Source organism: Burkholderia perseverans, assembly GCF_022870505.1.
GTDB lineage: Bacteria > Pseudomonadota > Gammaproteobacteria > Burkholderiales > Burkholderiaceae > Burkholderia > Burkholderia plantarii.
Map to the genome: position 1 here is coordinate 3,001,790 of NZ_CP045093.1, position 25,480 is coordinate 3,027,269.

The following is a 25,480-nucleotide window of genomic DNA, read 5'->3' on the forward strand; positions in this document are numbered from 1 at the left end:
GGGCCGGCCGCGCGGCACGACGCTCGACGTGCGGCCCCGTGCCGGGCAGGACCGCGCGCGCCCGGCGCCCGACTGCGGCGCGACCACGAACACCACGAGCGCCGCCGACACCGACGCGCGATTGCTGACGGGCCGCGTCGTTCACGAACGCCTGCGCCCGGTGCGCCACGCGTTCCGCTATCCGCTGTTCCAGATCGACTGCGACGTGGCCCGGCTCGACGCGCTGCCGCGCCGCTGGTTCGGCGTCGACCGGCCCGCGCCCGTCGCGCTGTGGCAGCGCGACCATGGCCCGCGCGACGGCAGCCCGCTCGATGCATGGCTGCGCGGCGCGCTGGCCGACGCGGGCATCCCGGCCGACGGCGCGATCCGGCTGCAGGCCATCCCGCGCGTGTTCGGCCATGCGTTCAACCCGGTCGCGTTCTGGTATTGCCACGACCGCGAGGGCCGGCTGCGCGCGCTGTACGCCGAGGTGCGCAACACCTTCGGCGCCCGGCACGGCTATCTGCTCTCGGCGCCCGGTCACGCGCCGATCGGCGACGGCCGCCCGCTCGCCTGCCGCAAGACCTTTCACGTCTCGCCGTTCTGCCGCGTCGAAGGCCACTACGTGTTCCGCGTGCGGCGCGAAGCGGCGCGCAGCGTGGTCGAGATCGACTATCACGACCGCCACGGCCTGCTGATCCGCACCGCGCTCGCGATGCGCGCCGAGCCGCTCACGGCCGCGCGCGTCGCCCGCGCGCTGCTCGGCCAGCCGTTCGGCATGTTCACGGTGCTGGTGCGGATCCACTGGCAGGCGCTGCGGCTCGCGCTCAAGCGCGTGCCGTTCTTCGGCAGCGCGCCGCCCATCGATCCGTCACCCGCATCCACTACGCCCGAAACCACGCCCGCCGCCACGCCGCCGGCGCCGCACCGTCCGTCCCTTTCCGATCCCGAGGCTCGCTCATGAACCTGCTGCGCACCCTGACGTTCCGGTCCCACGTCCCTGTCGCGGGCCGCCTGTTCCTCGCGCTGCTCGCGCGCATCCGGGTCGGGCACCTGACGCTGGAGACGCCCGACGGCGCGCACCACCTGTTCGGCGATCCGCACGCGAGGCCCGCGGCGGCGCTGAAGATGCTGGACTGGCGCGCCTGCCGCGCGATCCTGCGGGCCGGCGACATCGGCTTCGCCGATGCGTGGCGCGCGTCGTGGCTCGATTCGCCGGACCCGGTCGCGCTGCTGCGCCTGGCGATCCGCAACGAGGCCGCGCTCGCGCCGGCCGTCACGGGCGGCCACGCGGCGCGGCTCTGGTATGCGCTGCGCCACCGGCTGCGCGCGAACTCGCGCACCGGCAGCCGCCGCAACATCCATGCGCACTACGACATCGGCAACGCGTTCTACGGGCTGTGGCTCGATCCCACCTGGACCTATTCGGGCGCGCTCTACGACGGCGACGCCACGCGCGCGCTCGACGTCGCGCAGGCCGCCAAGTACCAGCGCATCGTCGACACGCTCGGCCTGCGCGCCGGCATGCACGTGCTCGAGATCGGCTGCGGCTGGGGCGGCTTCGCCGAGCATGCGGCTCGGCTCGGCATCCACGTCCACGCGCTCACCATTTCGGCCGAGCAGCACGCGTTCGCGCAGCGCCGCATCCACGATGCGCGGCTCGGCGCGTTCGCGCGGCTCGAACTGCGCGACTACCGCGACGCGCACGGCCAGTACGATGCGATCGTCTCGATCGAGATGTTCGAGGCGGTGGGCGAGGCTTTCTGGCCCGAGTACTTCGCGACGCTGGACCGCTGCCTCGCGCCCGGCGCGCGTGCGCTGGTGCAGTCGATCACGATCGACGACGCGCATTTCGCGGCCTACCGCGCCTCCAGCGACTTCATCCGCGAGACGATCTTCCCCGGCGGCATGCTGCCGAGTCCCGAGCGCTTCGCCGACGCCGCGCGCGCGGCGGGCCTCGCCGCCGCGCCCACGCTGGCGTTCGGCGCCGACTACGCGCTCACGCTGCGCGCCTGGCGGCAGGCGTTCGACGCGCGCCGCGACGCGGTACGCACGCAGGGCTTCGACGAGTTCTTCATCCGCACCTGGCGGCTGTATTTGATGTATTGCGAGGCGGGCTTCGCCGAGCGCAAGACCGACGTGATGCATTTCGTGGTCGGCCGGCCGGTGTGAGGGGCGCGCGATGTGGCTGGCGGCCGTGCCGCGCTGCGCCGTCGCGAGCCTGCTGCTCGCGGCGCTGGCCGCCGCTCACGCGGCAGGCTGCCGTGACGCGGTGCCGGACGCGCGCACGCTTGGCGCCGGCACGTTCTGCGTACTCGGCTTCTGCCTGTACGACGCGCGGCTCGTGGCGCCGAGCGCGATGCTGTCGTGGGATGCGCCGTTTGCGCTTTCGTTGAGTTATCGGCGGCACTTGAGCGGCGCGCGCATCGCCGATGCCGGCGCGGCCGAGATGCGCCGGCTCGGCGGCAGCGAGCTGCCTCCTGCGACGCTCGATGCGTGGCGCACCGAGCTGCGCGGCGCGATCGGCGACGTGGAGGCCGGCGACACGCTGTGCGGCGTGTTCCTGCCCGGCCACGGTGTCCGCTTCTACGCGAACGACAAGCCGACCGCCGAGATCGCGGACCCGGCGTTCGCGCGCGCGTTCTTCGGCATCTGGCTCGATCCGCGCACGCGGGCGCGCGGGTTGCGGGAGGAACTGCTGGGCGGGCACGACCGCACACGTTAGCCGAGCGGCTGACGCGCTGCATGGGCGAACCAGAGACGATCACCGTGTCGAGTGCGGCACGTGTCGATTCAAAAACCGATCTCACGGCGCGCACATGAATCAATCATCGCTTGATTCGAACGTGGACATCCTCGCCTCGATAAACCGCAAGAGATTTTGCGCGGCATAGGGCAGCGTTCTCTGTGAGTTCACGAGAAGTTGCACGCTTTGCCGGCCCAGCGACGGGTGATCGATTTTCTTGCCGATCAGACGACCGGCGGCGACCTCATCCGTGATGGAATAATCCGTCAAAAACGACAATCCCATACCGGCGAGAGCGAAGCGCCGCAGGATATCCAATGTATTTCCCACCAGGCTCGGCTGGTATCGCACCGTCTCTCCGCGCGCGAGCATCTCGATCGTTCCGCCCAGGCCGTACATCACGGGCATGGTGGCGAACGGATAGGAAATCGCCCGGCCGAACGTGACCGGCCCGGAATGCCCGGCGAGCGGATGATCAGGCCGCATCGCTGCGACGACATGGTGAATGGCGGTGCGGTGGACCGCGATCCCCTCGGAAGACGGCGGATTGTAGGCAATCCCGATGTGCGCCGCGTCCCGCCTGACATCCTCCACGATTTCACCGGTGGCGCGAAGGTTCAGCGTGAACCTGACGTGCGGATGTTGCCGCCTGAAGGCCCAGAGTATCTCCTCGGTCAACGCTGGAATGACGCCTTCGCTGGCGGAAAGAATCACGTGGCCGCTGGTCATCGAACGCAGCGCGTCGAGTTCGCTCCGCAGCGATTCATATGTCGCTTCGCATCCGCGACGATACCGCTCCAGGCAAGCAGCCTGTTCCGTCGGTGCGACTCCCGTCGGACCGCGATCGAACAGGTGCAAGCCGGTTTGCGCTTCCAGGCGCTGAATCTGCCGGCTCACTTCCGATGCTGCAACCTGCATCCTGTCAGCAGCCTTTCGAAAGGATCTTTCGGCAAGCACCACTTCAAAATATTCCAATTGCCTGCTTGTGGGAGCTTCCATCTCTCTTTTTGAATTGATTATGTTATCCATGCCGGGTGTTGCGTGATTGCGCAACACCCAGGCCCGTCAGATGATATGCATCCATCCTCTAATTATCGCTACAGTTGACGCCTGCGTTGCAATCGCAATGCTTGAAAAGCGATTCTGAATATCGAGGGCATGGATGTTCAACGTGTTAGCCGCTGATTCCACGGAAGTCGCCGGTACCTATCGAAAGATCGACCGGCATGTGTTGATGTTCCTTGCCGCGGCTTATGCCGTCGCCTATGTCGATCGGGTCAATATCGGATTCGCGAAACTGCAGATGCAGCAGGCGCTTTCACTTAACGATGCCGCATACGGCTTCGGAGCCGGCGTCTTCTTTCTCGGCTACATGCTGTTCGAGATCCCCAGCAACCAACTCCTGACACGGATCGGCGCCCGCCTGACACTGGGTCGAATCATGGTGCTGTGGGGACTGGCCTCCATGTCGACGCTGCTCGTCACGAATTCGACCGGCTTCTATATCGCCCGCTTCTGCCTTGGCGTATTCGAGGCCGGGTTCGCGCCCGGGATGCTGTTCTATCTCTCGCGCTGGTACCCGCGCGAGCGCCTTGGGCGTGCGATCGCGCTGCTCCTCGGTGCCGCCCCGATCGGTGGGGTGGTTGCGGCACCAGTCTCCGGCTGGCTGCTGGTGCATGCCAACAACGTGGCAAACCTGGCGGGATGGCAGTGGATGTTCCTCGTCGAAGGCATTCCGGCGGTTCTGCTTGGATGTTGCGCGTTGATCTGGTTGAGCGAATCGCCCGACACGGCATCGTGGCTTACGCCATCGGAACGGGAATGGGTACGGGCGCGCCTGAGCGATCGGCAACCCCGCCGCGAAGGCTGGAAGGAGCTGAAGATCGTGCTGACCGATGTTGGCGTGTACCGCCTGGCGCTGATCTACTTCTGCCTGATCTGCGGCGTGTACGTGGTGGGCTTCTGGTTCCCGTCGATCCTGAAAGCCAGCGGCGTCAAGAGTGCGGTGGCGATCGGCTGGTACTCCGCCATTCCCTACATCGGCGCCGTGGCGGGAATGTACTGGCTCGCAAAACGGTCGGACCGGTTGCTCGAACGGCGTCGCCATACCGGCATGGCCGCCGCCGGAGGCGCGATCGCGCTCACGATCGCCGCCTTGTTCGTCAACCGGTTCGAAGCAGCCCTGGTCACGACGACTCTCGCGACGGCATTGGCCTACGCCGCCTACGCGGTTTTCTGGTCGATCCCGGCCGACTATCTCCGGCCATCCGTCGCAGCGAGCGGCACCGCGCTCATCAACTCCATCGGCCTGTTCGGCGGTTTCCTGAGTCCCGTGATCATCGGCGAGCTGAAAGACGCAACCGGCAACACGGCCGCCGGACTGTTCGCCATCGTTGCCCTGCTCGCGCTGGGTGCTCTACTGCTGTTGACCGGCTCCGATCGCCGTTCGGGAGGCGAAACATCATGAAAATCTTCCTCTCCGGATTTCTCCACGAAACCAATACGTTCGTCTCGTCCCGGGCCAGCTATATCGACTTCACGAGCGGTGCCAACGGCCCCATCGTCAGGGGCAACGCGATACTCGCACTGCAGGGCGCCAATCTGGCGATCGGCGGGTTCATCAGCGAATTCGAAGCGTCCACCGACATCCTGATTCCGGGCCTGTGGGCACATGCCACGCCGTCGGGGCCGGTGACCTACGACGCCTACGAGCGAATCGTCGGGGAAATCATCGATGGTCTGCGCGAATCCCGGGCGGACGCGGTGTTTCTCGATCTCCACGGCGCGATGGTCGCGGAGCACGTGGACGACGCCGAAGGCGAACTGCTGCGACGCGTGCGCGACGTAGTCGGACCGGACGTCCCCGTCGTCGCCACGCTCGATCTGCATGCCAACGTTTCCGCGCAGATGTTCGAAAGCGCCAACGCGCTCGTGGCGTACCGAACCTATCCGCATGTCGACATGTTCGATACGGGAGTGCGTGCGGCAAGGCTCCTGATGAAGATCGCCGCGGACCGGAAGCTCTACCATCGCGGCATGCGGCACGGCCCGTTTCTGATCCCGATCGAGGCGATGACGACGTTCGCGCGGCCCGCGGCGGAACTTTACGACGCACTCGCCATGCTCGAATCACGGCACGACGTGGACCTTTCCATCGCGATGGGCTTTCCCGCCGCGGACATCCCGGAGTGCGGCCCGACCATCTGGGGCTACGGGACGGACCACGCGGCGCTCTACTCGGCGTTGAATCAACTGTACCGGCAACTGACCTCCCACGAAGATGATTGGGGTGTCGACTATCTGAGCGCCGACGATGCGGTATTGAAGGCGATTGCACTGGCGGAGCCGGCAAGCCGGCCGGTGGTCATCGCCGACACGCACGACAATCCAGGCGCCGGTGCCGATTCGAACACGACGGAGATGCTGGCGGCGCTGTTGCGGCATGGCGTCGAGCGCACTGCCCTGGGAATTCTCTGCGATCCGTCGGCCGCCGCCGCCGCCCACGCGGCGGGAGTAGGCGCGACGCTCGATTTGACGCTGGCGGCTCGAACGCCACGCGCGTTACGGGCAAGGTTCGTCGTCGAGCATTTGTCCGACGGCATTTGCCGTCTCGAAGGGCCGATGATGCGCAACGCCGAAATGCGTCTCGGCCCCTGTGCATGCCTGAGCGTCGATGGTATCCAGGTGGCGGTCAGCACCGCGAAGACCCAAATGCTCGACCTGAATCTCTATCGGCTGTTCGGCATCGAGCCCGAAACCATGTCGATTCTGGTCAACAAGAGTTCGGTCCATTTCCGTGCCGCCTTCGAGCCCATTGCCGAAGCGATCCTGATCGCCAGAACGGAAGACGGCATCGCGACCGACCCTGCCCGATTGTCCTGGGCCAAACTGGACCGCAGTGTCAGATCCGCCCCGCGTTACAAGCTGAAAAACAAGTCGTAGTCATCCAGCGATATTCAAACAAGTTGCGGCTCGTCCTGTGCATGCCATGTCGAGCCGCGACTTCATTGTCTCTCTCGGCGCGGGGCTCTCTCAGGTCTCTCTCGCGCCCCGCTTGGAAAAATCCGATGCTTCTTCAAGCGGTCTGGTCGTGCGGTGAATCCATACGTCGCACTACCCTTTTTATTCCCGCCTTCATGGCGATTGCATTTGATTTCAACGCAATAAAAATGACCGTTTCGCGATTCGCGGTCAGAGACTCGAATGATGATAAAAACAGCGAGCGCGATATTCGCCGTCTTTAAAATCTCGACGCGCGAATTGGCAATTCCGGCAACGGGAGACTCGCATGTCTTCTTTCGGATGGGTTGAAGCTTATGAAATCGCAGCCGTTCACCTGCCCGACATGATTCAGCTCGTAAGAGAACGCCGGGCAAGCGGAACAGTCAATCAATGAGGTTTCCTGCAATGCATCGAAGCGCTGGCATCCTGGCCGAATATGCGAGATGACATGTCTCCGCCCTCCCCGGATGAAGACATGTCGCTTGTTGCGAGCACCGTCTCCGACGCCGCATTCGACGACTTGATTGTCGACGCATTCGCGCGTGTCCTGAAACAGGAGATCGCAAAAAGCCGTGCAGACGACCGCAGTCGCTTGTGGAGCGCCACCACTGCCGATCTTTCCGCTTTGCTCCACTCCGCCGTTGCGGAAGGCGATCCTCTTCAAATCGCCGCGTTCTCGCTGTTGCATTGGCACCGCGGCGAAACCGTATCGGCTCGGCCTCCCGGGACTATGGAGTTCGCTCTATCCGGCGAGTTGGTCCGGCTGGCACCGGGTTCACGACCGAACTCCGGCGGCGCCCTGACACTGCGTGCTCAGGACCGTGACATCGATATCGACGGTTGGCCCGAGGAACTGCTGCGCGCGTGCAAGCCGCTCCTGTTCGAGTCAGTGGACTTCGTGGTTCGGTCAACGTCCGCTCGATTACCGAATCGCTCTCCCGCTGTCGTCGGCCTCACTCATCCCGCGCCAAAGCGATACTGGATCCCCGCGGGCCGTGCCGCTCATGAGAGCGGGGTGGACCTCGACGTCGTGCGCGAGTGGGCGAAAGCGGAAGAGATCGAGCACCGGGAAGACCAGGGAATGCTCCTGGTAGACCGCGAGTCGATCATCGCGCGCGCGCATCGACACTGGAGAGAGCGCGACGGTGCCACCGGGATGGATCGTCAAGCCGATCCAGTGTGAACCGGCCCTGCCGCCATGCATGGCAGACGTCACGGTCAATGACGAAACCGCGGCGCGAGGGCGGGCGCCTCCCAGCGCGAGCCACCCCAAAAAACATCGCGCGGCGCCAGCATCATCCGCCGGCACCGCGCGCATCAACCACTCGAATCCAGCCCGACCAACCTCAGCGCGTCACTCCCGCCGCGGCGCCAGCGGGCTTCTGCCGCCGACGATAAGCCGTATCACGCGTGGCCAGCCAGTAATAAAGCGGCGAAGTCAGCACCAGCCCGACCAGCCACGACAGATCCGCCCCGTCGAGATGGGCCGGCACCGGGCCGGCGTACATCGGCGTGTTCATGAACGGGATCTGCACCGCGATGCCCACCGCGTAGGCGATCAGCGCCTGCGGGTTGAAACGGCCGTAGATGCCGCCGTCCACGCGGAAGATCGAGTCGATGTCGTAGTCGCCCTTGTGGATCACGTAGAAGTCGATCAGGTTGATCGCCGTCCACGGCACCAGCACCACCAGCAGCGCGAGCACGAGGTCCACGAGGTTCGACACGAAGTTGGTCGACACGCCGATCGCGCCGTAGCAGCAGGCCAGCAGGATCGCGATCGAGAAGCCGGCGCGGGCGCGGGCGGTGGGAATCCAGCGATACGCGAAGGTCTGGATCGAGGTGATCGACGAGAGCACCGCGCCGTACAGGTTCAGCGCGTTGTGGCTGATCACGCTGAGCAGGAACAGCACCAGCATCAGCGAGCCGAACGGGCCGGTGGCCTGCTTGACGGCGTCCATGGTGTCCACGCCCGGCGCGACGGCGAGCGCGGCCACGGCGCCGAACACGAACGCGAGCGACGAACCGATCGAGCAGCCGAGGTAGGTGGCCCAGAACGTCGACGACACCCGCACGTTGGCCGGCAGGTAGCGCGAATAGTCCGACACGTAGGGAGCGAACGCGATCTGCCAGAGCGCCGACAGCGACACGGTGGCGAGCCAGCCGGCGAAGTTGAAGCCGCCGCGCGTGGCGAAATCGGCGGTCTGCACGTGCGTGAAGATGTAGATGAAGCCGATCGCGATGCCGATGCCGAGCACCCAGGTGCCGATCCGGTTCAGGATGTGGATGAATCGATAGCCGATGATGCCGATCAGCCCGGAGCCGACCGCGCCGATCACGATGCCCACCGGCACCGGCACCGCCGAAGTGATGCCGTGCAGCGACTTGCCGGCCAGCACGATGTTCGAGGCGAAGAACGCCACGTACATCACGCCGGCGATCACGGTCACCAGCAGCGCGCCCCACGAGCCGAACTGCGCGCGGCTCTGGATCATCTGCGGGATGCCCATCTGCGGGCCCTGCGCCGAGTGCAGCGCCATCAGCACGCCGCCCACGGCCTGCCCGACCAGGATCGCGACGATCCCCCAGAACAGGTTCAGGTGGAAGATCTGCACGCCGAGCGCGCCGGTCACGATGGGCAGCGGCGCGATGTTGCCGCCGAACCAGAGGGTGAACAGATCGCGCACCTTGCCGTGGCGATCCTCGGGCGGCACATAGCCGATCGTATGTTTTTCAATCAACGGGGACGCGGTGCGATCCGGGGTGGTCACGATGAAGTCTCCTTGCCTGCGCGGGTGACCGCGCGCTGTTACCGGTTCAAGGCTTGCCTGAACCCCTGCATCAATCATCGGCCGGCACGCGGCGCCGCGAGGCCGCCCCGAATCCGTGTCTTGCTTCGAAATCCGAATCAATTGCGAATGCGCGGCGCCCATGGGCGGCGGCACGGTTCGACGGCGTCGTCACGCCTTCGCATGCCGCCCCGCTCGATACCGCCCCGCTTTTCCGGGTGCCTGGCCCGCCCGATGAAGGCCGCTCGACGCCGCTGTCGCGCTCGCCCCTGCGAGTCCGCCACCGCGCCGCCATACTCGCTTCATCCGCCAGCCGTTTGATGTGAAACAAATTTAGCGAAGCCGATAATATTTGAGAAATATCGTTTTAGTGGGTCTTGCAAAGCTTTTTGCTATGTTCGTTTTTGAGACACGGACGGCACAAAAACGGTGCCGGAATGCACCGGAACGGACCTGAAAACGGGCCGCCAGCCTTGTCCGGCGTGGGTTTTCGCGTGACGGAGAGCGTCTCGGGGCGGCCAGCGGCGCGTGCGGCACGAGGCGAGACACGCGGGTTTTCACGATCTTTCGTTTGCGCCCGGGTTTCCCAGGGAGCGCATGGTGCGCGGCGGGCGGAACCGGTACCGCCCGCCGCGCGCGCCGAAGCACATTCGCGGCGGCGATCAAAAATAAAATTTATGCTCGCGCCATATGATAAAAATCGGCCGCCGGCGCGCATCCGGGCGCGCGGCCTGCGGTAAGGTACCAACCGGAACGACGAACGCCGGCCCGGCGCCCCGTGCGCGGCCGGGCAGCAGAGGTGGATGTGGCCTTCTATACATTGCGACAACTGAAATACTTCGTGACCACGGTCGAGGCCGGCAGCGTGGCCGAGGCTTCGCGCCAGCTGTACATCGCGCAGCCCTCGATCTCGAACGCGATCAAGGGCCTGGAGGAAAGCTTCGGCGTGAAGCTGTTCATCCGCCATCACGCGCAGGGCGTGTCGCTCACGCCGAGCGGCACGCGCTTCTACCGCAAGGCGCAGGAACTGCTGCGGATGGCCCACGAGTTCGAGCAGAACGCGCTGGCCGACAACGACGTGGTGACGGGCCAGATCGACATCGGCTGCTTCGAGACGGTGGCGCCGCTCTACCTGCCGCAGCTGATCGCGGGGTTTCGCGAACTCTACCCGGGCGTCCACATCCGGATTCGCGACGGCGACCAGCAGGAACTCGTGCAGGGCCTCACGGCCGGCACCTTCGACGTGGCGTTCCTCTACGACCACGAGCTGGACGGCACGATCGAGACCGAACCGCTGATGCCGCCGCAGCGGCCCTACGTGCTGCTGCCGGAAAACCACCGTTTCGCGGAACAGACGCAGGTGTCGCTGCGCGATCTCTGCGTCGAGCCGATGATCCTGCTCGACGTGCAGCCGAGCCGCACCTACTTCGTGAGCCTGTTCCATGCGCTCGGGCTCACGCCGAACATCGTGTTCGGCTCGCCGTCGATCGAGATGGTGCGCGGCATGGTGGGCCAGGGCTTCGGCTTCTCGCTGCTGGTCACGCGCCCGCATTCCGAATGCACCTACGACGGCAAGAAGGTCGTGACGATCGGCATCGCCGAGCCGGTGGCCACCTCGGGGCTCGTCAGCGCGCGGCTCAAGCGCGGCCAGCTGACGAAACCGGCGCAGCTGTTCGTCGATTTCTGCCGCGAGCGGCTCACCGAGCTGAGCGCGCGCCCGCGCCACGCGGAACCGGACGACGAATGAAACGGGCCGCGCCCGCTTGCGCGGTGCGCGGCCCGATCGAGCAGGCTCAGTCGGCCAAGCTCAGTCAGCCAAGCTCAGTCAGCCGAACTCAACCGGCCGCCGCCAGATGCCCGGCCAGCCGCGCCAGCATCGCGTCGCAGCGTTCGAGCTGCTCGATGCTGACGAACTCGTCGGGCTTGTGCCCCTGGTCCATGCTGCCCGGCCCGCACACCACGGTCGGGATCCCCGAACGCTCGAACAGGCCGCCCTCGGTGCCGAACGCCACCGTGCCGAACTCGCGGGAGCCGGAGAGCAGCGCGAGCAGCTCGGCCGCCTCGCTGTCGGGCGGCGTGGCGAGCGCCGGATAGGCCGACAGCGGCTGGAAGCGGATCCCGGTGTCGGGCTGCACGGCGCGCATCCTCGGCAGCAGTTCCGATTCGGCGTAGTGGCCCAGCTGGTCGGCCACCTGCTGCGCCTCGAAGCCCGGCAGCGCGCGCACCTCGAAATCGAATTCGCATTCGGCCGGCACGATGTTGAGCGCGCGCCCGCCGTGGATCACGCCCGTCTGCACGGTCGAGAACGGCGGATCGAAGCGCGCGTCGTGATGCTCGGGCGCGGCGAGATCGCTGCCGATCTCGCCGAGCCGGCCGATCAGCTTGGCCGCGTATTCGATCGCGTTCACGCCGTAGGGCGCGTAGGCCGAGTGGCAGGCGGCGCCCTTCACGTGGCAGCGCATCGCGAGCTTGCCCTTGTGACCGAGCACCGGCTTCAGCTCGGTCGGCTCGCCGATCAGGCACAGGCGCGGCCGGTGTTCGCGCCGCTCCAGCTCGGCCAGCATCGGCCGCACGCCGAGGCAGCCCACTTCCTCGTCGTAGGAGAACGCCAGATGCACGGGCAGCGTCAGCTCGCGCTCGAGAAAGCGCGGCACCGCTGCCAGCGCCGAGGCCAGGAAACCCTTCATGTCGGCCGTGCCGCGTCCGTACAGGCGCCCGTCGCGCTCGGTCAACCGGAACGGCTCGACGCTCCAGGCCTGGCCGTCCACCGGTACCACGTCGGTATGGCCCGACAGCACGATGCCGCCACGCTCGCGCGGGCCGATCGTCGCGAACAGGTTCGCCTTGGTGCGCTCGGCGTTGTGGAACAGCTCGCTCTCGACGCCGAGCCCGGCCAGGTAGTCGCGCACGAATTCGATCAGCTCGAGGTTCGAATCGCGGCTGACGGTGGCGAAGCCGATCAGCCGCGCGAGCAGTTCGCGGCTGCTCATCGGCCCGGTCGCCGGATGCGCCGCTTCACTCATCGCCGGGCACCCCGTAGCTCGGCGCGACGGTCGGATTGATCGCGCGGGTCAGGTAGTCGGCCATCTGCGGGCGGTAGGCCTGCCACAGCGCGTCGAGTTCGCCGATCGGGTCGGCCTCGGCCCAGTCCACGCGCAGGTCGACGATCGGCCAGGTCACGTCGCCGGCGATCTTCAGCGCGGCCGAGTGGATCGGCCCCGCCTCGCCGCCCGCCGCGACGGCGGCCTGCATCGCCGCGATCAGGCGGTCGGCGAGCGCGCCGGGCGCGTTCTCGAAGGCCGGCACCATCGCCTCGATCACCTTCGGGGCCGACAGCAGGTTGCCGGCGGCCACGCACTGCTCGCCCGCCACCGCGTGATGCAGGCCGAGCGATTCCTTGCCGCTGAACAGCGCGGTGCGGCCCTGGCCGTCGATCACTGTCACCTGCCGGTACTGGCTCCAGCCGTTCGCGCTGAGCGCGCGGTCCAGCGCGGCGGCCGGATCGAGCTGGCCGGCCTCGAGCAGGTCGAGGATCTGCGGGCCGAGCGCGGGCAGCGTGACGTTCTGCGTGGCCACCGCGCCCACTCCGGCGCGCACCCACGGGCAGCGCGCGCCCACCGCGATGCTCGACGAGCTGATCGCGATGCCGAGCTGCCCGGTTTCCTGACACCGTCCGACGATCGAGAAAGTCATGTCCGTCTCCTTATGCCCGCGCGGGCGCCCAGTTGTCCGGGATCACCGCGATCACGTCGATTTCCATCAGCCATTGCGGCTGCCCCAGCGCGCTGACCACCAGCCCCGTCGAGATCGGGAACACGCCCTTGAGCCACTTGCCCGTTTCCTGATAGACGGCCTCGCGATAGCGCGGGTCGATCAGGAACGTGGTGGTCTTGACGATGTGCGAGAGGTCGCTGCCCGATTCCTCCAGCAGCTGCTTGACGTTCTTCATCGCCTGCTCGGCCTGCGCGCGCGCGTCGCCGAGGCCCACCAGGTTGCCGTCGAAATCGGTGCCCACCTGGCCGCGCACGTAGACCGTGTTGCCGGCGCGCACGGCCTGGCACAGGTCGTTGTCGAGCGTCTGGTTCGGATACGTGTCCTTCGTATAGAACATCCGGATGCGGGTGTGCGTCGGTTCGCTCATGAATCCACCTCGTCGATTGCGATTCGATAAAAAGCCGCGCCGCCGCGATCGAAATCCGGCGGCGCCAGTCGGGTCCGGGCCGGTGCCCGGACCTGAGGCCTCAGGCTGCCGCGTCCGGCGTCCAGCCGTCCGGGATCACGGCGATCACGTCGATCTCCATCAGCCATTCCGGCTGGCCCAGCGCCACCACGGTCAGGCCGGTCGAGATCGGATGCACGCCCTTGAGCCACTTGCCCACCTCGCGGTAGACGGGCTCGCGATAGCGCGGGTCGATCAGGTAGGTGGTGGTCTTGACGATGTGCGAAAGGTCGCTGCCGGCTTCCTCCAGCAGCTGCTTGACGTTCTTCATCGCCTGCTCGGCCTGCGCACGCGCGTCGCCAAGGCCCACCAGGTTGCCGTCGAAGTCGGTGCCGATCTGGCCGCGCACGTAGACGGTGTTGCCGGCCCGCACGGCCTGGCACAGGTCGTTGTCGAGCGACTGGTTCGGGTAGGTATCCTTGGTGTTGAACATCCGGATACGGGTATGGGTGGGCATCAGTTCACTCCGATTTCGCTGGGGCTCGACGCTTGCGCGCCGGCGATCGTGGCGCGCGATTCGCTCGCCGCCTGCGCGTGGCGCTCGGCGCCGTCTCGATACGACAGGTATTTGCGCTGGGTGGCGATGTGGTCGGCCACGTGCTTCGCGTCGTGCCACACGCCCCAGATGAAGCTCGAACCGCGCCGCGACTGCCACGGCAGGCCGAGGAAATAGATGCCCGGCTCGCTCGACACGCCGCGCTGGTGCTTCGGCTTGCCCTTCGCGTCGAACGCGTCCACCTGCAGCCAGCGGTAGTCGACGGCGTAGCCGGTGGCCCAGATGATCGAGGTGACGCCGGCGCGCGCCAGGTCGAGTTCGAGCAGCGGCTGCGTGAGGCAGGCCGGATCGGCCGGGATCACGCGCGCCTCGGGTTCCTCGGGCAGGTCCAGGCCGTTGCGCGCGATGTAGGCGTCGGCCTCGTCGAGCAGCGAGAGGTAGTTCTCGTCGCCGCGCGCGATGTTGGCGGCCAGGTCGGCCTCGAAGCTCACGACCTCGCCGTCGAACGCGCGGGTCAGGCCGACCAGATTCACGCCCTGGTTGGCGAGGCGGCGGAAGTCGACGGTGTGGCCGCCGCGCGCGCCGCTGACGGCGATCGTCACGTGCTCGCGGCCCGGCTGCGCGGCCTCGGCGTCCCACTTGCCGAGCACGCCGAGCCACCAGCAGAAGTCACGGTTGCGGTAGGCGCGCGGCGGGCGGTCGTGCGGGCCGACCGACAGGTAGACGTCGCGGCCCGCGCGCTGCAGCTCGTCGGCGATCTGCACGCCCGAGGAGCCCGCGCCCACCACCAGCACGCCGCCCGCGGGCAGCTGCTGCGGGTTGTAATAGCTGGCCGAGTGGAGTTGCGTGAGCGTGGACGTGACCGGCGCGATCGGCGGAATCACCGGGCGCTGGAACGGGCCGGTGGCCACCACCACGCGGCTCGCCTCGATCGTGCCGTCGCTGGTCTCGATCGTGAAGCCGGGGCGGCCCTGGTTGCGCACCACCTTCGTGACCTCGACGCCGGTGCGGACCGGCGCATTGAACTTCTTCGCATAGGCTTCGAAATACTCGGCGACGCGATCCTTCGAGGCGAACGCATCGGGATCGAGATCGTCGAATTCGAGGCCGGGGAAACGGTCGTGCCAGGCCGGGCCGTTCGCCACCAGCGAATCCCAGCGGCCGGTGCGCCAGCGCTCGGCGATCCGGTCGCGCTCGAGCACCAGGTGCGGCACCCCGAGCTTGCCCAGATGTTCGCTCATCGCGACGCCGGCCTGGCCGGCGCCGACGACGAGCGTGTCTACGACTGTGTTCTCGACTGTCATCGCGAATTCCTCTGAAATGCTGTTTCCGTCCACGGCGTCGGCACCGTGGCTCGCATGAATGGAATTCTGTTCAGAGCCGGGGATTCGCGAAATGATGTTTTTTGTGGTCGCTGGCTAGGAAAAAGCTGGAGGCCCGCGCCGGGCCTCGCGCGGCGGCCGGCGCCGCACCGCCGCGGCGCGCCGCGGCGCCGGCACGGGGCATGCCTGCCCGTTTCAGGTGCCGGATCGGCGGCGCGCGACCGCCGTGGCCTCAGAACTGCACGCCCTGCGTGAGGCCGCCGTCCACCAGCAAGTTGGTGCCGGTCGTGAAGCTCGCCGCGCGGCTCGCGAGGAACACCGCCGCGCGCGCCACCTCGTCGGGCCGCGCCATGCGCCCCATCGGGTTGGCCGCGAGGCAGGCCTGGAACGTGCCGGGCTGCTCGCGCTCGATCGTGCCCCACACGCCGTCCTCGAAATAGACGTTGCCCGGCGACACCGTATTAATGCGAATGCCTTCGCGCGCGTGGCGCGCCGACAGCGTCTTGCCGTAGTGGATCAGCGCCGCCTTCAGCACGCCGTAGGGCTCGGCGAAGCGGTCGACCTCGCGGCCCGACACGCTCGAGATCAGCACCACCGAGGCGGCCCGCGACTGCCGCAGGTAGGGCAGCGCCGCGTTGACGAAGCCGACCGTGCCGAGCAGGTCGGTGTCGAACGCGCGCCGCCACGCGGCCAGATCGCCGCCGCCCGCCAGCGCGCTGACGTTCGGCACGATCGCGTCGATCCCGCCCAGGCGCGCCGCGCTCGCGTCCACCCAGGCCGTGACCTGGCGCGGATCGGTAATGTCCACCACCTGCCCGAACGCGGCGCCGCCCAGTTCGGCCTGCGCCGCCTGCACGCCGGCCTCGCCGCGCGCGCAGAACGCCACGCGCGCGCCTTCCGCGAGAAACGCCTCGACGATCGCACGGCCGATGCCGCGCGTGCCGCCGCTGACCAGCACCTTCGCGCCACTCAGTTGAAGATCCATGTTGGTATCCTTGCCGGTTGAGGGAATCGCCGGACGATAGCCGACGCCGCGCGCGGCGCGGCATGCGCGGCGCCGAAAGTCGCGAAAGTTCGGCAGGGCCGAACACGGGCGGGGGCGGGCGATGCGGGCGCGGCATGCATGGCCTGAATCGTGAGCGCGGTGGAGGCGGGCCGCCCGACATGCGCCGCGTGACAGCCCCGGCGCCGTGGCGGGCACGCCGGCTGCGGCCTTGGATCAACGCATTGAAGAGGACCCGCGATGGAGCATGGCAGCAAGGCAATCCAGTCGGTGGAACGCGCGATGGCGGTGCTCGAAACGCTGAGCGCGCATGGCGGCGCCGCGCGGTTGACGGAAGTGGCCGAGGCCACGGGCTTCAGCAAGAGCACCGTCCACGGCGTGCTCGACACGCTGATCGGCATGGGCTACGTCACGCGCGACCAGCACCGCTACGCGCTCGGGCTGCGGCTGGAGATGACGGCCCGGCCGCTCGCGCCGCAGGGCGAGCGGCTGCGCGCGGCGTTCGCGCCGGCGCTGCGGGCCTTCAACGAGCTGTGCGGCGAGGACTGCTTCCTGGCGGTGCCGTGCGGCACCCGTGCCTACCTGACGCTCGACGCGCTCGACGGCGAGGGTCACGGCTTCGCGCATCGCGTCAACGAACGGCGCGACGCGCTGGCGACCTCGGCGATCGGCAAGGTGTTCCTCGCGCACCATCCGTCGCTGCTGCGCCGGCTGCGGCGCGAACGGTCGCTGCCGCGCGCGCTCGATGCCGAGCTGGCCGCGATCGGCGAATGGGGCTTCGCGTTCGACCTGCAGGCCTCGGAGACGAACCTGAACTGCTTCGCGCTGCCGCTGCGCCTGAGCGGACGGACGGTGGCCGCGCTCGGCGCGAGCGGGCCGCCGCAGCGGCTCAATCCGGCGCTGATGCGGCGGCTGGCCTGCCGGACCATGCGCGAGCTGTTCAACCTGATCAAGTGCTGAAGGCGCGGGCCGGATTCCGGCATCTTCACCGGTAGCTCCATGCCCCAACGCCCAGCGCATCGCCGGCTTTTTGACGACCCACGCCCGCAACACAACACCGCTTCGCGGGCGCCGGCCAGGAGCCACACACCCTTCGGGTCAGCGTCGGCGCAGGCCGCGCCATTCAATCGGTACCGGAATCGAACACGATCGTCACCAGGCCGCCGTACTGATGCCCGGCCTGCATCTGCTGCGTCGCGCCGGGTTGAGTCCGGAACGTCAATCGCGCAGGTGCGACGCCGACGGGCTGCCCGGCCAGCGGCGTGAACACGCGCGCGGTCGTCGTCAGCCGGCTGCTGATCGCCGCCCTGCCGCTGTCGTCATTCAGATGGTTGTCGGTCAGCAGCGTATCGACCGCCAGCGGCGCCCCACCGGTCGAATCGACGATACCGCAGGTGTCGCCGGCCGGATTCTGGCATTGCAGCGAGATCCTCACCGGCCCGAGCGTGGCGAAATCGAACGGCACCTCGGCCGTGAGCGTGGGCGGCATCCTGCCCTGCCAGTTGAACCAGCCGCCCGGCGGCGCCAGATCGGCGCTGACCACGCCGCCATGATCGCCGGGAAAGTGAACGTACATGTCGGGCAGCACGGTCAGCACGAAATCGAGCGAGACGTCGTCCACGCTTCCGGAAAAATTCGGCCCGAAATAGAGATCGCGCCCGGACCCGTATCCGTACAGGTAGGTGCCGCGATAGATGCCGGGCGGCCAGGTCCACGGCTTGTCGAGCTTCAGGAGATAACGAAAGCTGACGTCACCCATCGTGACCGTTTGCTGGCCAGGCACGGGAAAGACCCAACAGAGGCTGTAGCCCGGATTCGTTCCGGTCCAGAGCGCATAGGCTCCGCCTTCGCTCGTGCTTCGCCAGCCGATGCCCCGGCAGTTGATGCCGTAGGGCCGCGTATAGGGGGTGTATCCGCCTCCCGACGCCGGATCGTTAAGGAATCCGATCGCATCCACCTTGAGCACGACGGTGCGCGCCATGCCGTGATCGTTATAGACCGGCACCGTGCGGTCGACGGCATCGATCTCCATGTTCACGCTACGGTTCGAGGACACGGTCATGCCGTAGCGGACGGCATAGGTGCCGACGTTCCCGCCTTGATTCCCGGCCCATGGAAACAGGATGCTGAAATAGCCCTGAGGGCACATGCCGGGCAGGTCGACACAAATGCCGCTTTGCGGTGTGGTGTTGGTGAACTGGCCGCCGGTGCTCGTCACGCTGCCCTTGTAGGTCGCCGTGATCGTCAATTCCGAGGCTCGCGCCCACTCATGGGCGAACAGGCACGGCAGGCAGCCGCTCAACAGGAGGGCCCGCGTCCACGGTATGCGAAGCCATGCCCGGCGGACTACCGCGATGAGCCCGGTGACCCACCTCTGCAGATGCGTCGCGCATTGATGCCGGCACAACCGGGACTGCTGGGCGAAAACCGATGGAGCCGATCGCAAAGCCACCTCAACAATTGGCGCCGGCGGTTCGCGCCGGCGGTTCGCGCCGGCGGTTCGCGCCGGCGGTTCGCGCCGGCGGTTCGCGCCGGCGGTTCGCGCCGGCGGTTCGCGCCGGCGGTTCTGCTTTCAACTAGAAAGTTTGAGGCCTCGTTCAATCGGGAGCTTGATTGACGTCATCTTTTATTCAGCATCCCGAACAAACCAACGACAAAACCCGAAAAACGCCGAATCGAAACCGAGGCGAATGAACCGGCCCCGCGCGCGCCGCTCAGCACTGCACCGGCGCCAGGAACCGCTCCACCAGCCGCACGAAATAACTGGCGCCCACCGGCAGCAGCGCGTCGTTGAAGTCGTAGCTCGCGTTGTGCAGCAGGCACGGGCCGCCACCGTGCCCCATCGCGCGATGCTCGCCGGCGCCGTTGCCGATGAACGCGTAGCAGCCGGGCCGCTCGCGCAGCATGAACGAGAAATCCTCGGCGGCCATGGTGGGCTCGGCCGTCGCGTTCACGTGCTCGTCGCCCACCAGCTCGCGCATCACGCCGGCCGCGAACGCGGTCTGCGCGGCGTCGTTGACGGTGGCCGGATACTGGTGCGTGAATTCCACCTCGCTCTCGCACTCGAACGCCGCCGCGGTGGCGGCCACCACCGCGCGCATGCGCCGCTCGATCAGCTCGAGCGTGGCGTCGGAGAAGGTCCGCACGGTGCCGCCGAGCCACGCGTCGGTGGGCACCACGTTCATCGCCTCGCCGGCGTGGATCTGCGTGACCGACAGCACCGCGCCGTCGATCGGATTGCGGTTGCGCGTGACGATGCCCTGCAGCGCGGCCAGCACCTGCCCGGCCGCGAACACGGGGTCGCGGCCCAGATGCGGCATCGCCGCGTGGCAGCCGGCGCCGCGCAGCGTGATGCGGAACAGGCTGGTGGAGGCCATCAGCGGCCCGGGGCGCACGGCGAAATCGCCGGCCGCGATGCCGGGCCAGTTGTGCAGTCCGAACACGGCATCCACCGGAAAGCGCTCGAACAGGCGATCCTCGATCATCGCGCGCGCGCCGCCGCCGGCCTCCTCGGCCGGCTGGAAGAACAGCTGGACGGTGCCGTCGAAGCCGCCCTCGCGCGCCAGATGGCGGGCCGCGCCGAGCAGCATCGCGGTGTGGCCGTCGTGGCCGCACGCATGCATCGCGCCGGCCACCGTCGAGCGGTGCGCGAAGCGGTTCGCCTCCTGCACCGGCAGCGCGTCCATGTCGGCGCGCAGGCCGATCGCGCGCGGGCTGGTGCCGCGCCGCAGCGTGCCCACCACGCCGGTGCGGCCCACATTGCGCGTGACCACGTAGCCCCAGCCCTCCAGCCGCGCGGCGACGAGTTCGGCGGTGCGGAACACGTCGTAGCCGATCTCGGGATGGGCATGGATATCGCGGCGGATCGCCTGCAGTTCGGCCGCGTCGGCCTGGATGGATTCGATCAGTGTCATGCGGGGTCCTCGATGTCTTGTCGCTCGCGGGCGAGCGGGCCGCTCAGATGTGGAACAGCTGGGCGACCAGCGTGGCGCCGATGAAGGTGCCGGCGTTCGCGACGAACGACACCACCACGATGCGCCAGCCGAGCCGGCGGAACGCCGGGATGTCCTTGGCGATCGACAGGCCGGCGAACGCGAGCATCGGCGTGGTCACGCCGAGGAAATCGTTGTGCGAGCTGAACGCGGCGATCTGCGTGGCCCACGGGCACCACGGCGAGGTCAGGAACATCGCCACCACCGACACCCAGCAGACGGCCGGAATCCGGCGCCCCGTCACGCGCGCGAGCGCTTCGCCGATGATGGTGGCGACCACCATGATGGCGATGCCGGGCAGGCCGGCGAGCGGCGCGGTGCCATGGGCGATCCAGTCGCAGACGAGCGCCATCGCGGCCGTCGCGATCCACGCCAGCAGGTAGCCGCCGTAGCCGAGCTTCGGCGCCTCGGTGCGCACCTCGCCGAGCGACGGGCCGGCCGCGGCCGCGGCCTGGCCCGACGCCCGGGTGGTGCGCCCGATCAGCGGTTCGAGCACGCGGTAGCCCCACACCGCGAGCGGCAGCGAGATGAACAGCGTGAAATACGTGCCGATGGTGGTGGTGATCAGGTTGCTGGCCGCCGCGAACGCGAGCACCGATTTGGCGGTTTCGGCGTCCTGCTGCGCGGCGATCGCGCCCGAGGCCGCCGCCATCATGCTGCCCGAGCCGACGCCCGAGCCCATCGCCAGCGCGAGCGGATCGAAGATGCCGAGGCTCGTGACGAAGCCGGCGAAGATCGCGATGAACACGGCGCCGAACACGGTGCCGGTCAGGTATTCGGCCAGCACGCCGCGGCCCTCGGCCGAGTCCATCCCGTACTTCTCGCCGATGATGGCGAGGCTCGGCTCGCGGCCCACCGAAAACGTCGCGCCGATCGCCTCGCGCTTGATGCCGAGCACGAGCGCGAGCGGCAGGCCGAGCAGCAGCGTGCCGACGAAGTGGCCGAACTCCTGGAACGCGAGCGCCCAGCCGGCCGCGGCGAGCTTCGGCAGCGCGCTGCCCACCATCAGGCCGAGCTTCGCGACGAACAGCAGCAGCGCCGGCTGCAGGATCGCGGCGGCGAAGAATTGATCCGACACGTCGAGCCGTGCGCTGCTGCGCCAGCGCGAGCCGGCCAGCCCGACCGCGGCGCCGAGCAGCAGCGCCCAGATCATCGGCAGCAGCACCACCTTGCCCGGCCCGATCCTGAACGCGAACGCGCCGATCCATTCCGCCACCAGCAGGATGCCGGCCGCGTACAGCAATACCTTCGCGCTCTGCGCGCCGCCGAACGCATGGCGTTCCATTCCCAGTGCCTGTGCCATCTTCCGTCTCCCGTTGCGCCCGGCCTTCGTCGCGAGGCCGGACCGTTTTACAGATATCCGAACGCGGTGGGCGGGGCCTCGGCCGTCTCGACCCACACGCTCTTGGTCTGCGTGTATTCGTGGAGCGCCTCGACACCGCTCGAGCGCCCGTAACCGCTCATGCCGTAGCCGCCGAACGGCGACGCGACGTTGATCGTCTTGTAGCCGTTCACCCAGAACGTGCCGGCATTGACCTGCGCGGCCACGCGGTGCGCGCGCGCCACGTCGGTGGTCCACGCCGCGCCGGCCAGGCCGAAGTCGCTGTCGTTGGCGATCGCGATCGCTTCGTCTTCCGAATCGAACGGAATCGCGGCCACCACCGGCCCGAAGATCTCGGTGCGCGCCACCTCCATCGCGTTGCTGGCGCCGGCCAGCACCGTGGGCGTGACGTAGTAGCCGCCGCCCGGCGCGCGCTCGGCCGAACCGGCCGCGAGCGTCGCGCCGGCCTCCACGCCGCGCGCGATCATCGCGAGCACATGATCGTACTGCTTGCGATTGTTGATCGGGCCGACCTCCGTCAACTCATCGAGTGGCGCGCCCACCCGGATCTTGCGCGCGCCGGCCGCCACCATCGTCACGAACTCGTCGTAGACGGCGCGCTGCACCAGCAGCCGCGAGCCCGCCACGCAGCTCTGCCCAGCGCCGGCGAAGATCGCCGCCTGCGCGGTGAGCGCCGCGCGCTTCAGGTCCGCGTCGGCGAACACGATGTTGGCCGACTTGCCGCCCAGTTCGAGCACGCACGGCAGCACGCGGCGCGCGGCCGCCTCGGCGATGCGCGCGCCGGTGGCCGGCGAGCCCACGAACACCACCTTGCTGACCGCGCGGTGCGCGATGGCGGCCTGCCCGACCGTGTGGCCGTAGCCGGCCAGCACGTTGACGAGCCCGCGCGGCAGCCCGGCGCGCTCGCCGAGCCGCGCCACCGCGAGCGAGGTGAACGGCGTCAGTTCGGAGGGCTTGAGCAGCACGGCGTTGCCCATCGCGATGGCCGGCGCGACCTGCCAGCCGCAGGTGAACACCGGCGCGTTCCACGGCGTGATCTGCAGCACCACGCCGGCCGGCTCGCGGCGCGTGTAGTTCAGATGCGAGGTGGGCACCGGGATCACGCTGCCGTAGAACTTGTCGGTCCAGCCCGCGTAATACTCGAACATCTCGGCGACCTTCGCCACCTCGCCGCGGCAGTCGCGGATCGGCTTGCCCGAGCCGAGCGCCTCGAGCCGCGCGATCGCCTCGGTCTCGGCGCGGATCGCACGCGCCACCTCGTGCATCACGCGGCCGCGCGCGGCATGCGTGAGCGCCCACCACTCGCGCTGGGCGCGCTGCGCGGCGCCGGCCGCGTAGTCGATCACGGCGGCGCCGGCGTCGCGGTAGGCGAGCGTCGGCTCGCCGGTGGCCGCGTCGTGCAGCTGCACCGGCTCGCCCTGGCCTTCCACGAAGGCGCCGTCGAGATACGAGCCGATCGTGGTGGCGGCGGGGAAGAAGTGGGCGAACGCGGCGAGAAGCTGGTCTGCGTGCTGGGTCATGGAGTCGGTTCCGGTAGGAGGTTCGAATGCGGTTCGAATAAGAATGCGGGACAGCGCAGCTCAGGCGCGGTCGGGCAGTTCGACGATGCGGTTGAAATCCTCGGCGTCGCCGATCACGGCCTCGCTCGCGGCCCACAGGCGCGCGGCCTCGCGTGCCACCGGCGCGGCGCCGCCCTGCTGGTCGAGCAGGCCCAGCGCGAGCCGCACGTCCTTGCGCATCAGCTTCATCGTGAAGCCCGAATCGAACGCGCCGTTGAAGATCCAGGTCGGGTAGTTGACGAGCGTGGCGCTGTTGCGGCCCGAGCCGCCGTTGAGCGCCTCCACCAGCTTTTCCGGGTCCACGCCCGCCGCGCGCGCGGCGCGCACCGCCTCGCTCGCGGCCAGCAGGTGGATGCCGGTCAGCAGGTTGTTGAGCAGCTTGGTGACGTGCCCGGCGCCCACCGGCCCGACGTGGACGCGCTTCGCGCTGATCGCGGCGAGCACCGGCTCGACCGCGTCGACGTCGGCCTGCGCGCCGCCGAGCACCATCGTCATGGTGGCCGTGGCCGCGCCCTTCGGGCCGCCGCTGACCGGGCCGTCGACGAAGCCGATGCCGCGTTCGGCCAGCGCCGCCGCCACGCGCCGCGTGCTGTCGGGATCGGCGGTGGTGGTGTCCACCACGATCGTGCCGCGCCGCGCATGGGCCAGCACGCCGTCCTCGCCCAGCACCACCGCCTCGACCACCGCCGAGGTCGGCAGCGACAGCAGCAGCAGGTCCGCGTCGCGCGCGATCGCGGCCACCGATTCGCGCGCCTCGATCACGCCCCCGGCGGCCAGCGCGGCCGCCACGCCGGGCGCCGCGTCGTAGCCAAGCACCGCGTGGCCGCCGCGCCGCAGCGAGCCCGCCATGCCGCGCCCCATGTTGCCCAAGCCGATCACGCCGATCGTTTTCATCAGACGAACTCCCGTTATGAAGTGGAACGGGCCGCCTCGTCGAGCCGTGCCGGCACCGCATGTCGATACGATGTTGCGGTGGCCGACTCGTATAATCAATCAACGCCAATATTGAAACTGTTCTGTTTTTTAGAACGCGCGAACGATGACCGATACCCTCACCGACAGCCGCATCGTCTATTTCTACGAGGCCGTGCGCTGCGGCACGATCCGCGCGGCGGCCGACTGGCTCGACGTGGCGCCGTCGGCCGTGAGCCGCCAGATCGGGCTGCTCGAAAAGGAACTCGACGCCACGCTGGTGGAGCGCCACGCGCGCGGCGTCACGCCCACGGCGGCCGGGCATTGCGTGATCGAGTATTTCCGCGAGCAGCTCGCGCATCGCGACGATCTGCTCTCGCAGCTGCAGGAGCTGCGCGGGCTCAAGACCGGGCAGGTCGCCGTGGTGCTCGGCGAGGGCTTCGTCTCGGACCTGCTGGCCGGGCCGATGCAGCAGTTCTGCCGGCAGTACCCGGGCATCCACGTCAATCTCGACGTGGGCAGCACCAACGACGTGATCCGCAAGATCTCGAACGACGAGGGCGAGATCGGCCTCGTCTACAACCCGCCCGACGAGCCGAAGCTGGTGTCGCGCGCCACCCAGCGCCAGCCGATGATGGCGATCGTCGGCCCCGGCTTCCCGCGCCGCACCCACAAGGTGCTCACGGTGCAGCAGCTGGCCGGCTACCCGCTCGCGGCCACGCATCCGTCCTACGACACGCGGCAGATGCTGGAGGCGGTCGAATACGCCGAGCGCGTGCGGCTCGCGCCCGTGGTCACGACTAATTCGTTCGCTATCCTAAAGGATTTCGTGAAGTCGGGGCTCGGCATCGCGGTGATGCCGGCGTTCGCGGTGGCGGCCGAGCTGCAGGCCAGGGAGCTGTTCGCGATCGAGATCGCGCATCCGATCCTCGAGAACGCCGAGGCGCACATGGTCACGCGCGTCGGGCGCAAGCTGTCGGTGGCAGCCAACAAGATGCTGCAGATGATGACGGGGCAGATGCGGGCGTTTCGCTGAGGACGCGGGCTTGCGGCCACGCCACGTGGCATCGATGCTTGCGGCCCGATCGAATCGACACCGGGAACATGATGAAAGGCACGCGC

General features: G+C 68.2%; 23 protein-coding genes. 10 read left to right on the forward strand and 13 right to left on the reverse strand.

Translation table 11 applies throughout. The features are described 5' to 3' along the window. Positions 1-121: 121 nt before the first annotated feature. The 3 genes from BpN12_RS12505 to BpN12_RS12515 are packed head-to-tail and all read left to right on the forward strand — an operon-like array spanning position 122 to position 2,704. Entirely contained in the window at positions 122-943 is an 822-nt protein-coding gene (locus BpN12_RS12505; protein WP_246794708.1) for a DUF1365 domain-containing protein, read from the forward strand. Continuing rightward, the gene (locus tag BpN12_RS12510) at positions 940-2,151 is read left to right on the forward strand and encodes an SAM-dependent methyltransferase (RefSeq protein WP_246792897.1); all 1,212 of its coding nucleotides are present in this window, start codon (positions 940-942) and stop codon (positions 2,149-2,151) included. Before BpN12_RS12505 ends, BpN12_RS12510 begins: the two co-directional genes overlap by 4 nt. A 10-nt stretch (positions 2,152-2,161) precedes the next feature. Next, entirely contained in the window at positions 2,162-2,704 is a 543-nt protein-coding gene (locus tag BpN12_RS12515; RefSeq protein WP_246792898.1) for a chalcone isomerase family protein, read from the forward strand. 99 nt (positions 2,705-2,803) lie between these two features. Here BpN12_RS12515 and BpN12_RS12520 read toward each other — a convergent pair whose 3' ends face one another. After that, the gene (locus tag BpN12_RS12520) at positions 2,804-3,754 is read right to left on the reverse strand and encodes a LysR family transcriptional regulator (RefSeq protein ID WP_246792899.1); all 951 of its coding nucleotides are present in this window, start codon (positions 3,752-3,754) and stop codon (positions 2,804-2,806) included. A gap of 133 nt (positions 3,755-3,887) precedes the next feature. Here BpN12_RS12520 and BpN12_RS12525 point away from each other — a divergent pair, with 133 nt between their 5' ends. From BpN12_RS12525 to BpN12_RS12540, 4 genes are all read left to right on the forward strand, one after another. After that, positions 3,888-5,192 carry an MFS transporter gene (locus BpN12_RS12525; RefSeq protein WP_246792900.1) on the forward strand — a complete coding sequence of 435 codons (1,305 nt, stop codon included), beginning with the start codon at positions 3,888-3,890 and terminating at the stop codon, positions 5,190-5,192. After that, positions 5,189-6,667 (forward strand): M81 family metallopeptidase, encoded by a 1,479-nt coding sequence (locus tag BpN12_RS12530; RefSeq protein WP_246792901.1) that lies wholly within the window; start codon positions 5,189-5,191, stop codon positions 6,665-6,667. Before BpN12_RS12525 ends, BpN12_RS12530 begins: the two co-directional genes overlap by 4 nt. 125 nt (positions 6,668-6,792) lie before the next feature. Beyond that, positions 6,793-6,969, forward strand: a complete 177-nt coding sequence (locus BpN12_RS12535; RefSeq protein WP_246792902.1) for a hypothetical protein — start codon at positions 6,793-6,795, stop codon at positions 6,967-6,969. 206 nt (positions 6,970-7,175) lie between these two features. Then, positions 7,176-7,910, forward strand: a complete 735-nt coding sequence (locus tag BpN12_RS12540) for a hypothetical protein (protein ID WP_246792903.1) — start codon at positions 7,176-7,178, stop codon at positions 7,908-7,910. 163 nt (positions 7,911-8,073) lie between these two features. Here the strand turns inward: BpN12_RS12540 and BpN12_RS12545 are convergent, their stop codons facing one another. After that, on the reverse strand, positions 8,074-9,495 hold the full coding sequence (locus tag BpN12_RS12545; RefSeq protein ID WP_246792904.1) for a purine-cytosine permease family protein: 1,422 nt from the start codon (positions 9,493-9,495) through the stop codon (positions 8,074-8,076). Positions 9,496-10,318: 823 nt separating this feature from the next. Here BpN12_RS12545 and BpN12_RS12550 point away from each other — a divergent pair. After that, positions 10,319-11,260: a LysR family transcriptional regulator gene (locus BpN12_RS12550; protein ID WP_042629632.1), complete on the forward strand. Its 942-nt coding sequence runs from the start codon at positions 10,319-10,321 to the stop codon at positions 11,258-11,260. An 88-nt stretch (positions 11,261-11,348) separates the two neighbouring features. On the opposite strand, the gene argE is transcribed toward BpN12_RS12550, so the two are convergent. The 6 genes from argE to BpN12_RS12580 form a co-directional block, all read right to left on the reverse strand. Beyond that, positions 11,349-12,503 carry an acetylornithine deacetylase gene (argE, locus tag BpN12_RS12555; protein WP_246792905.1) on the reverse strand — a complete coding sequence of 385 codons (1,155 nt, stop codon included), beginning with the start codon at positions 12,501-12,503 and terminating at the stop codon, positions 11,349-11,351. A 25-nt stretch (positions 12,504-12,528) separates the two neighbouring features. Further along, positions 12,529-13,206 carry a DUF1028 domain-containing protein gene (locus tag BpN12_RS12560; RefSeq protein ID WP_246792906.1) on the reverse strand — a complete coding sequence of 226 codons (678 nt, stop codon included), beginning with the start codon at positions 13,204-13,206 and terminating at the stop codon, positions 12,529-12,531. Positions 13,207-13,216: 10 nt separating this feature from the next. Beyond that, on the reverse strand, positions 13,217-13,654 hold the full coding sequence (locus BpN12_RS12565; RefSeq protein WP_246792907.1) for a RidA family protein: 438 nt from the start codon (positions 13,652-13,654) through the stop codon (positions 13,217-13,219). A gap of 100 nt (positions 13,655-13,754) precedes the next feature. Beyond that, a complete protein-coding gene (locus tag BpN12_RS12570; protein WP_246792908.1) occupies positions 13,755-14,189 on the reverse strand; it encodes a RidA family protein in 435 nt (144 codons plus the stop codon). Further along, positions 14,189-15,532 (reverse strand): flavin-containing monooxygenase, encoded by a 1,344-nt coding sequence (locus BpN12_RS12575; RefSeq protein ID WP_246792909.1) that lies wholly within the window; start codon positions 15,530-15,532, stop codon positions 14,189-14,191. Before BpN12_RS12575 ends, BpN12_RS12570 begins: the two co-directional genes overlap by 1 nt. 250 nt (positions 15,533-15,782) lie before the next feature. Then, entirely contained in the window at positions 15,783-16,535 is a 753-nt protein-coding gene (locus tag BpN12_RS12580) for an SDR family NAD(P)-dependent oxidoreductase (RefSeq protein ID WP_246792910.1), read from the reverse strand. A gap of 258 nt (positions 16,536-16,793) precedes the next feature. Between BpN12_RS12580 and BpN12_RS12585 the strand changes: the two genes are divergently transcribed. Further along, complete coding sequence (locus BpN12_RS12585) at positions 16,794-17,513, forward strand: IclR family transcriptional regulator (RefSeq protein ID WP_246792911.1); 720 nt, start codon at positions 16,794-16,796, stop codon at positions 17,511-17,513. Between the two features lie 163 nt (positions 17,514-17,676). On the opposite strand, the gene BpN12_RS12590 is transcribed toward BpN12_RS12585, so the two are convergent. The 5 genes from BpN12_RS12590 to BpN12_RS12610 form a co-directional block, all read right to left on the reverse strand. Then, the gene (locus tag BpN12_RS12590) at positions 17,677-18,855 is read right to left on the reverse strand and encodes a hypothetical protein (protein ID WP_246792912.1); all 1,179 of its coding nucleotides are present in this window, start codon (positions 18,853-18,855) and stop codon (positions 17,677-17,679) included. A 412-nt stretch (positions 18,856-19,267) separates the two neighbouring features. Further along, positions 19,268-20,467, reverse strand: coding sequence for a M20 aminoacylase family protein (locus BpN12_RS12595; RefSeq protein WP_246792913.1), 1,200 nt, complete (start codon positions 20,465-20,467; stop codon positions 19,268-19,270). Positions 20,468-20,510: 43 nt separating this feature from the next. Continuing rightward, positions 20,511-21,848, reverse strand: a complete 1,338-nt coding sequence (locus BpN12_RS12600) for a DUF3100 domain-containing protein (protein ID WP_246792914.1) — start codon at positions 21,846-21,848, stop codon at positions 20,511-20,513. A gap of 47 nt (positions 21,849-21,895) precedes the next feature. Then, positions 21,896-23,407, reverse strand: coding sequence for an aldehyde dehydrogenase family protein (locus BpN12_RS12605; RefSeq protein ID WP_246792915.1), 1,512 nt, complete (start codon positions 23,405-23,407; stop codon positions 21,896-21,898). Positions 23,408-23,467: 60 nt separating this feature from the next. Then, positions 23,468-24,340: an NAD(P)-dependent oxidoreductase gene (locus BpN12_RS12610; RefSeq protein WP_246792916.1), complete on the reverse strand. Its 873-nt coding sequence runs from the start codon at positions 24,338-24,340 to the stop codon at positions 23,468-23,470. A 145-nt stretch (positions 24,341-24,485) separates the two neighbouring features. Between BpN12_RS12610 and BpN12_RS12615 the strand changes: the two genes are divergently transcribed. Next, positions 24,486-25,394 (forward strand): LysR family transcriptional regulator, encoded by a 909-nt coding sequence (locus BpN12_RS12615; protein WP_246792917.1) that lies wholly within the window; start codon positions 24,486-24,488, stop codon positions 25,392-25,394. The last annotated feature ends 86 nt before the right edge of the window (positions 25,395-25,480 follow it).

Excerpts from the sequence above, each read along its gene's own strand:
- BpN12_RS12515 (WP_246792898.1), top strand. The coding sequence starts at position 2,162 with ATGTGGCTGGCGGCCGTGCCGCGCTGCGCCGTCGCGAGCCTGCTGCTC.
- BpN12_RS12600 (WP_246792914.1), bottom strand. The coding sequence starts at position 21,848 with ATGGCACAGGCACTGGGAATGGAACGCCATGCGTTCGGCGGCGCGCAG.
- BpN12_RS12610 (WP_246792916.1), bottom strand. The coding sequence starts at position 24,340 with ATGAAAACGATCGGCGTGATCGGCTTGGGCAACATGGGGCGCGGCATG.
- BpN12_RS12575 (WP_246792909.1), bottom strand. The coding sequence starts at position 15,532 with ATGACAGTCGAGAACACAGTCGTAGACACGCTCGTCGTCGGCGCCGGC.
- BpN12_RS12520 (WP_246792899.1), bottom strand. The coding sequence starts at position 3,754 with ATGGATAACATAATCAATTCAAAAAGAGAGATGGAAGCTCCCACAAGC.
- BpN12_RS12570 (WP_246792908.1), bottom strand. The coding sequence starts at position 14,189 with ATGCCCACCCATACCCGTATCCGGATGTTCAACACCAAGGATACCTAC.
- BpN12_RS12525 (WP_246792900.1), top strand. The coding sequence starts at position 3,888 with ATGTTCAACGTGTTAGCCGCTGATTCCACGGAAGTCGCCGGTACCTAT.
- BpN12_RS12560 (WP_246792906.1), bottom strand. The coding sequence starts at position 13,206 with ATGACTTTCTCGATCGTCGGACGGTGTCAGGAAACCGGGCAGCTCGGC.
- argE (WP_246792905.1), bottom strand. The coding sequence starts at position 12,503 with ATGAGCAGCCGCGAACTGCTCGCGCGGCTGATCGGCTTCGCCACCGTC.
- BpN12_RS12530 (WP_246792901.1), top strand. The coding sequence starts at position 5,189 with ATGAAAATCTTCCTCTCCGGATTTCTCCACGAAACCAATACGTTCGTC.
- BpN12_RS12580 (WP_246792910.1), bottom strand. The coding sequence starts at position 16,535 with ATGGATCTTCAACTGAGTGGCGCGAAGGTGCTGGTCAGCGGCGGCACG.
- BpN12_RS12595 (WP_246792913.1), bottom strand. The coding sequence starts at position 20,467 with ATGACACTGATCGAATCCATCCAGGCCGACGCGGCCGAACTGCAGGCG.
- BpN12_RS12540 (WP_246792903.1), top strand. The coding sequence starts at position 7,176 with ATGTCTCCGCCCTCCCCGGATGAAGACATGTCGCTTGTTGCGAGCACC.
- BpN12_RS12510 (WP_246792897.1), top strand. The coding sequence starts at position 940 with ATGAACCTGCTGCGCACCCTGACGTTCCGGTCCCACGTCCCTGTCGCG.
- BpN12_RS12605 (WP_246792915.1), bottom strand. The coding sequence starts at position 23,407 with ATGACCCAGCACGCAGACCAGCTTCTCGCCGCGTTCGCCCACTTCTTC.
- BpN12_RS12535 (WP_246792902.1), top strand. The coding sequence starts at position 6,793 with ATGCTTCTTCAAGCGGTCTGGTCGTGCGGTGAATCCATACGTCGCACT.
- BpN12_RS12585 (WP_246792911.1), top strand. The coding sequence starts at position 16,794 with ATGGAGCATGGCAGCAAGGCAATCCAGTCGGTGGAACGCGCGATGGCG.
- BpN12_RS12565 (WP_246792907.1), bottom strand. The coding sequence starts at position 13,654 with ATGAGCGAACCGACGCACACCCGCATCCGGATGTTCTATACGAAGGAC.
- BpN12_RS12615 (WP_246792917.1), top strand. The coding sequence starts at position 24,486 with ATGACCGATACCCTCACCGACAGCCGCATCGTCTATTTCTACGAGGCC.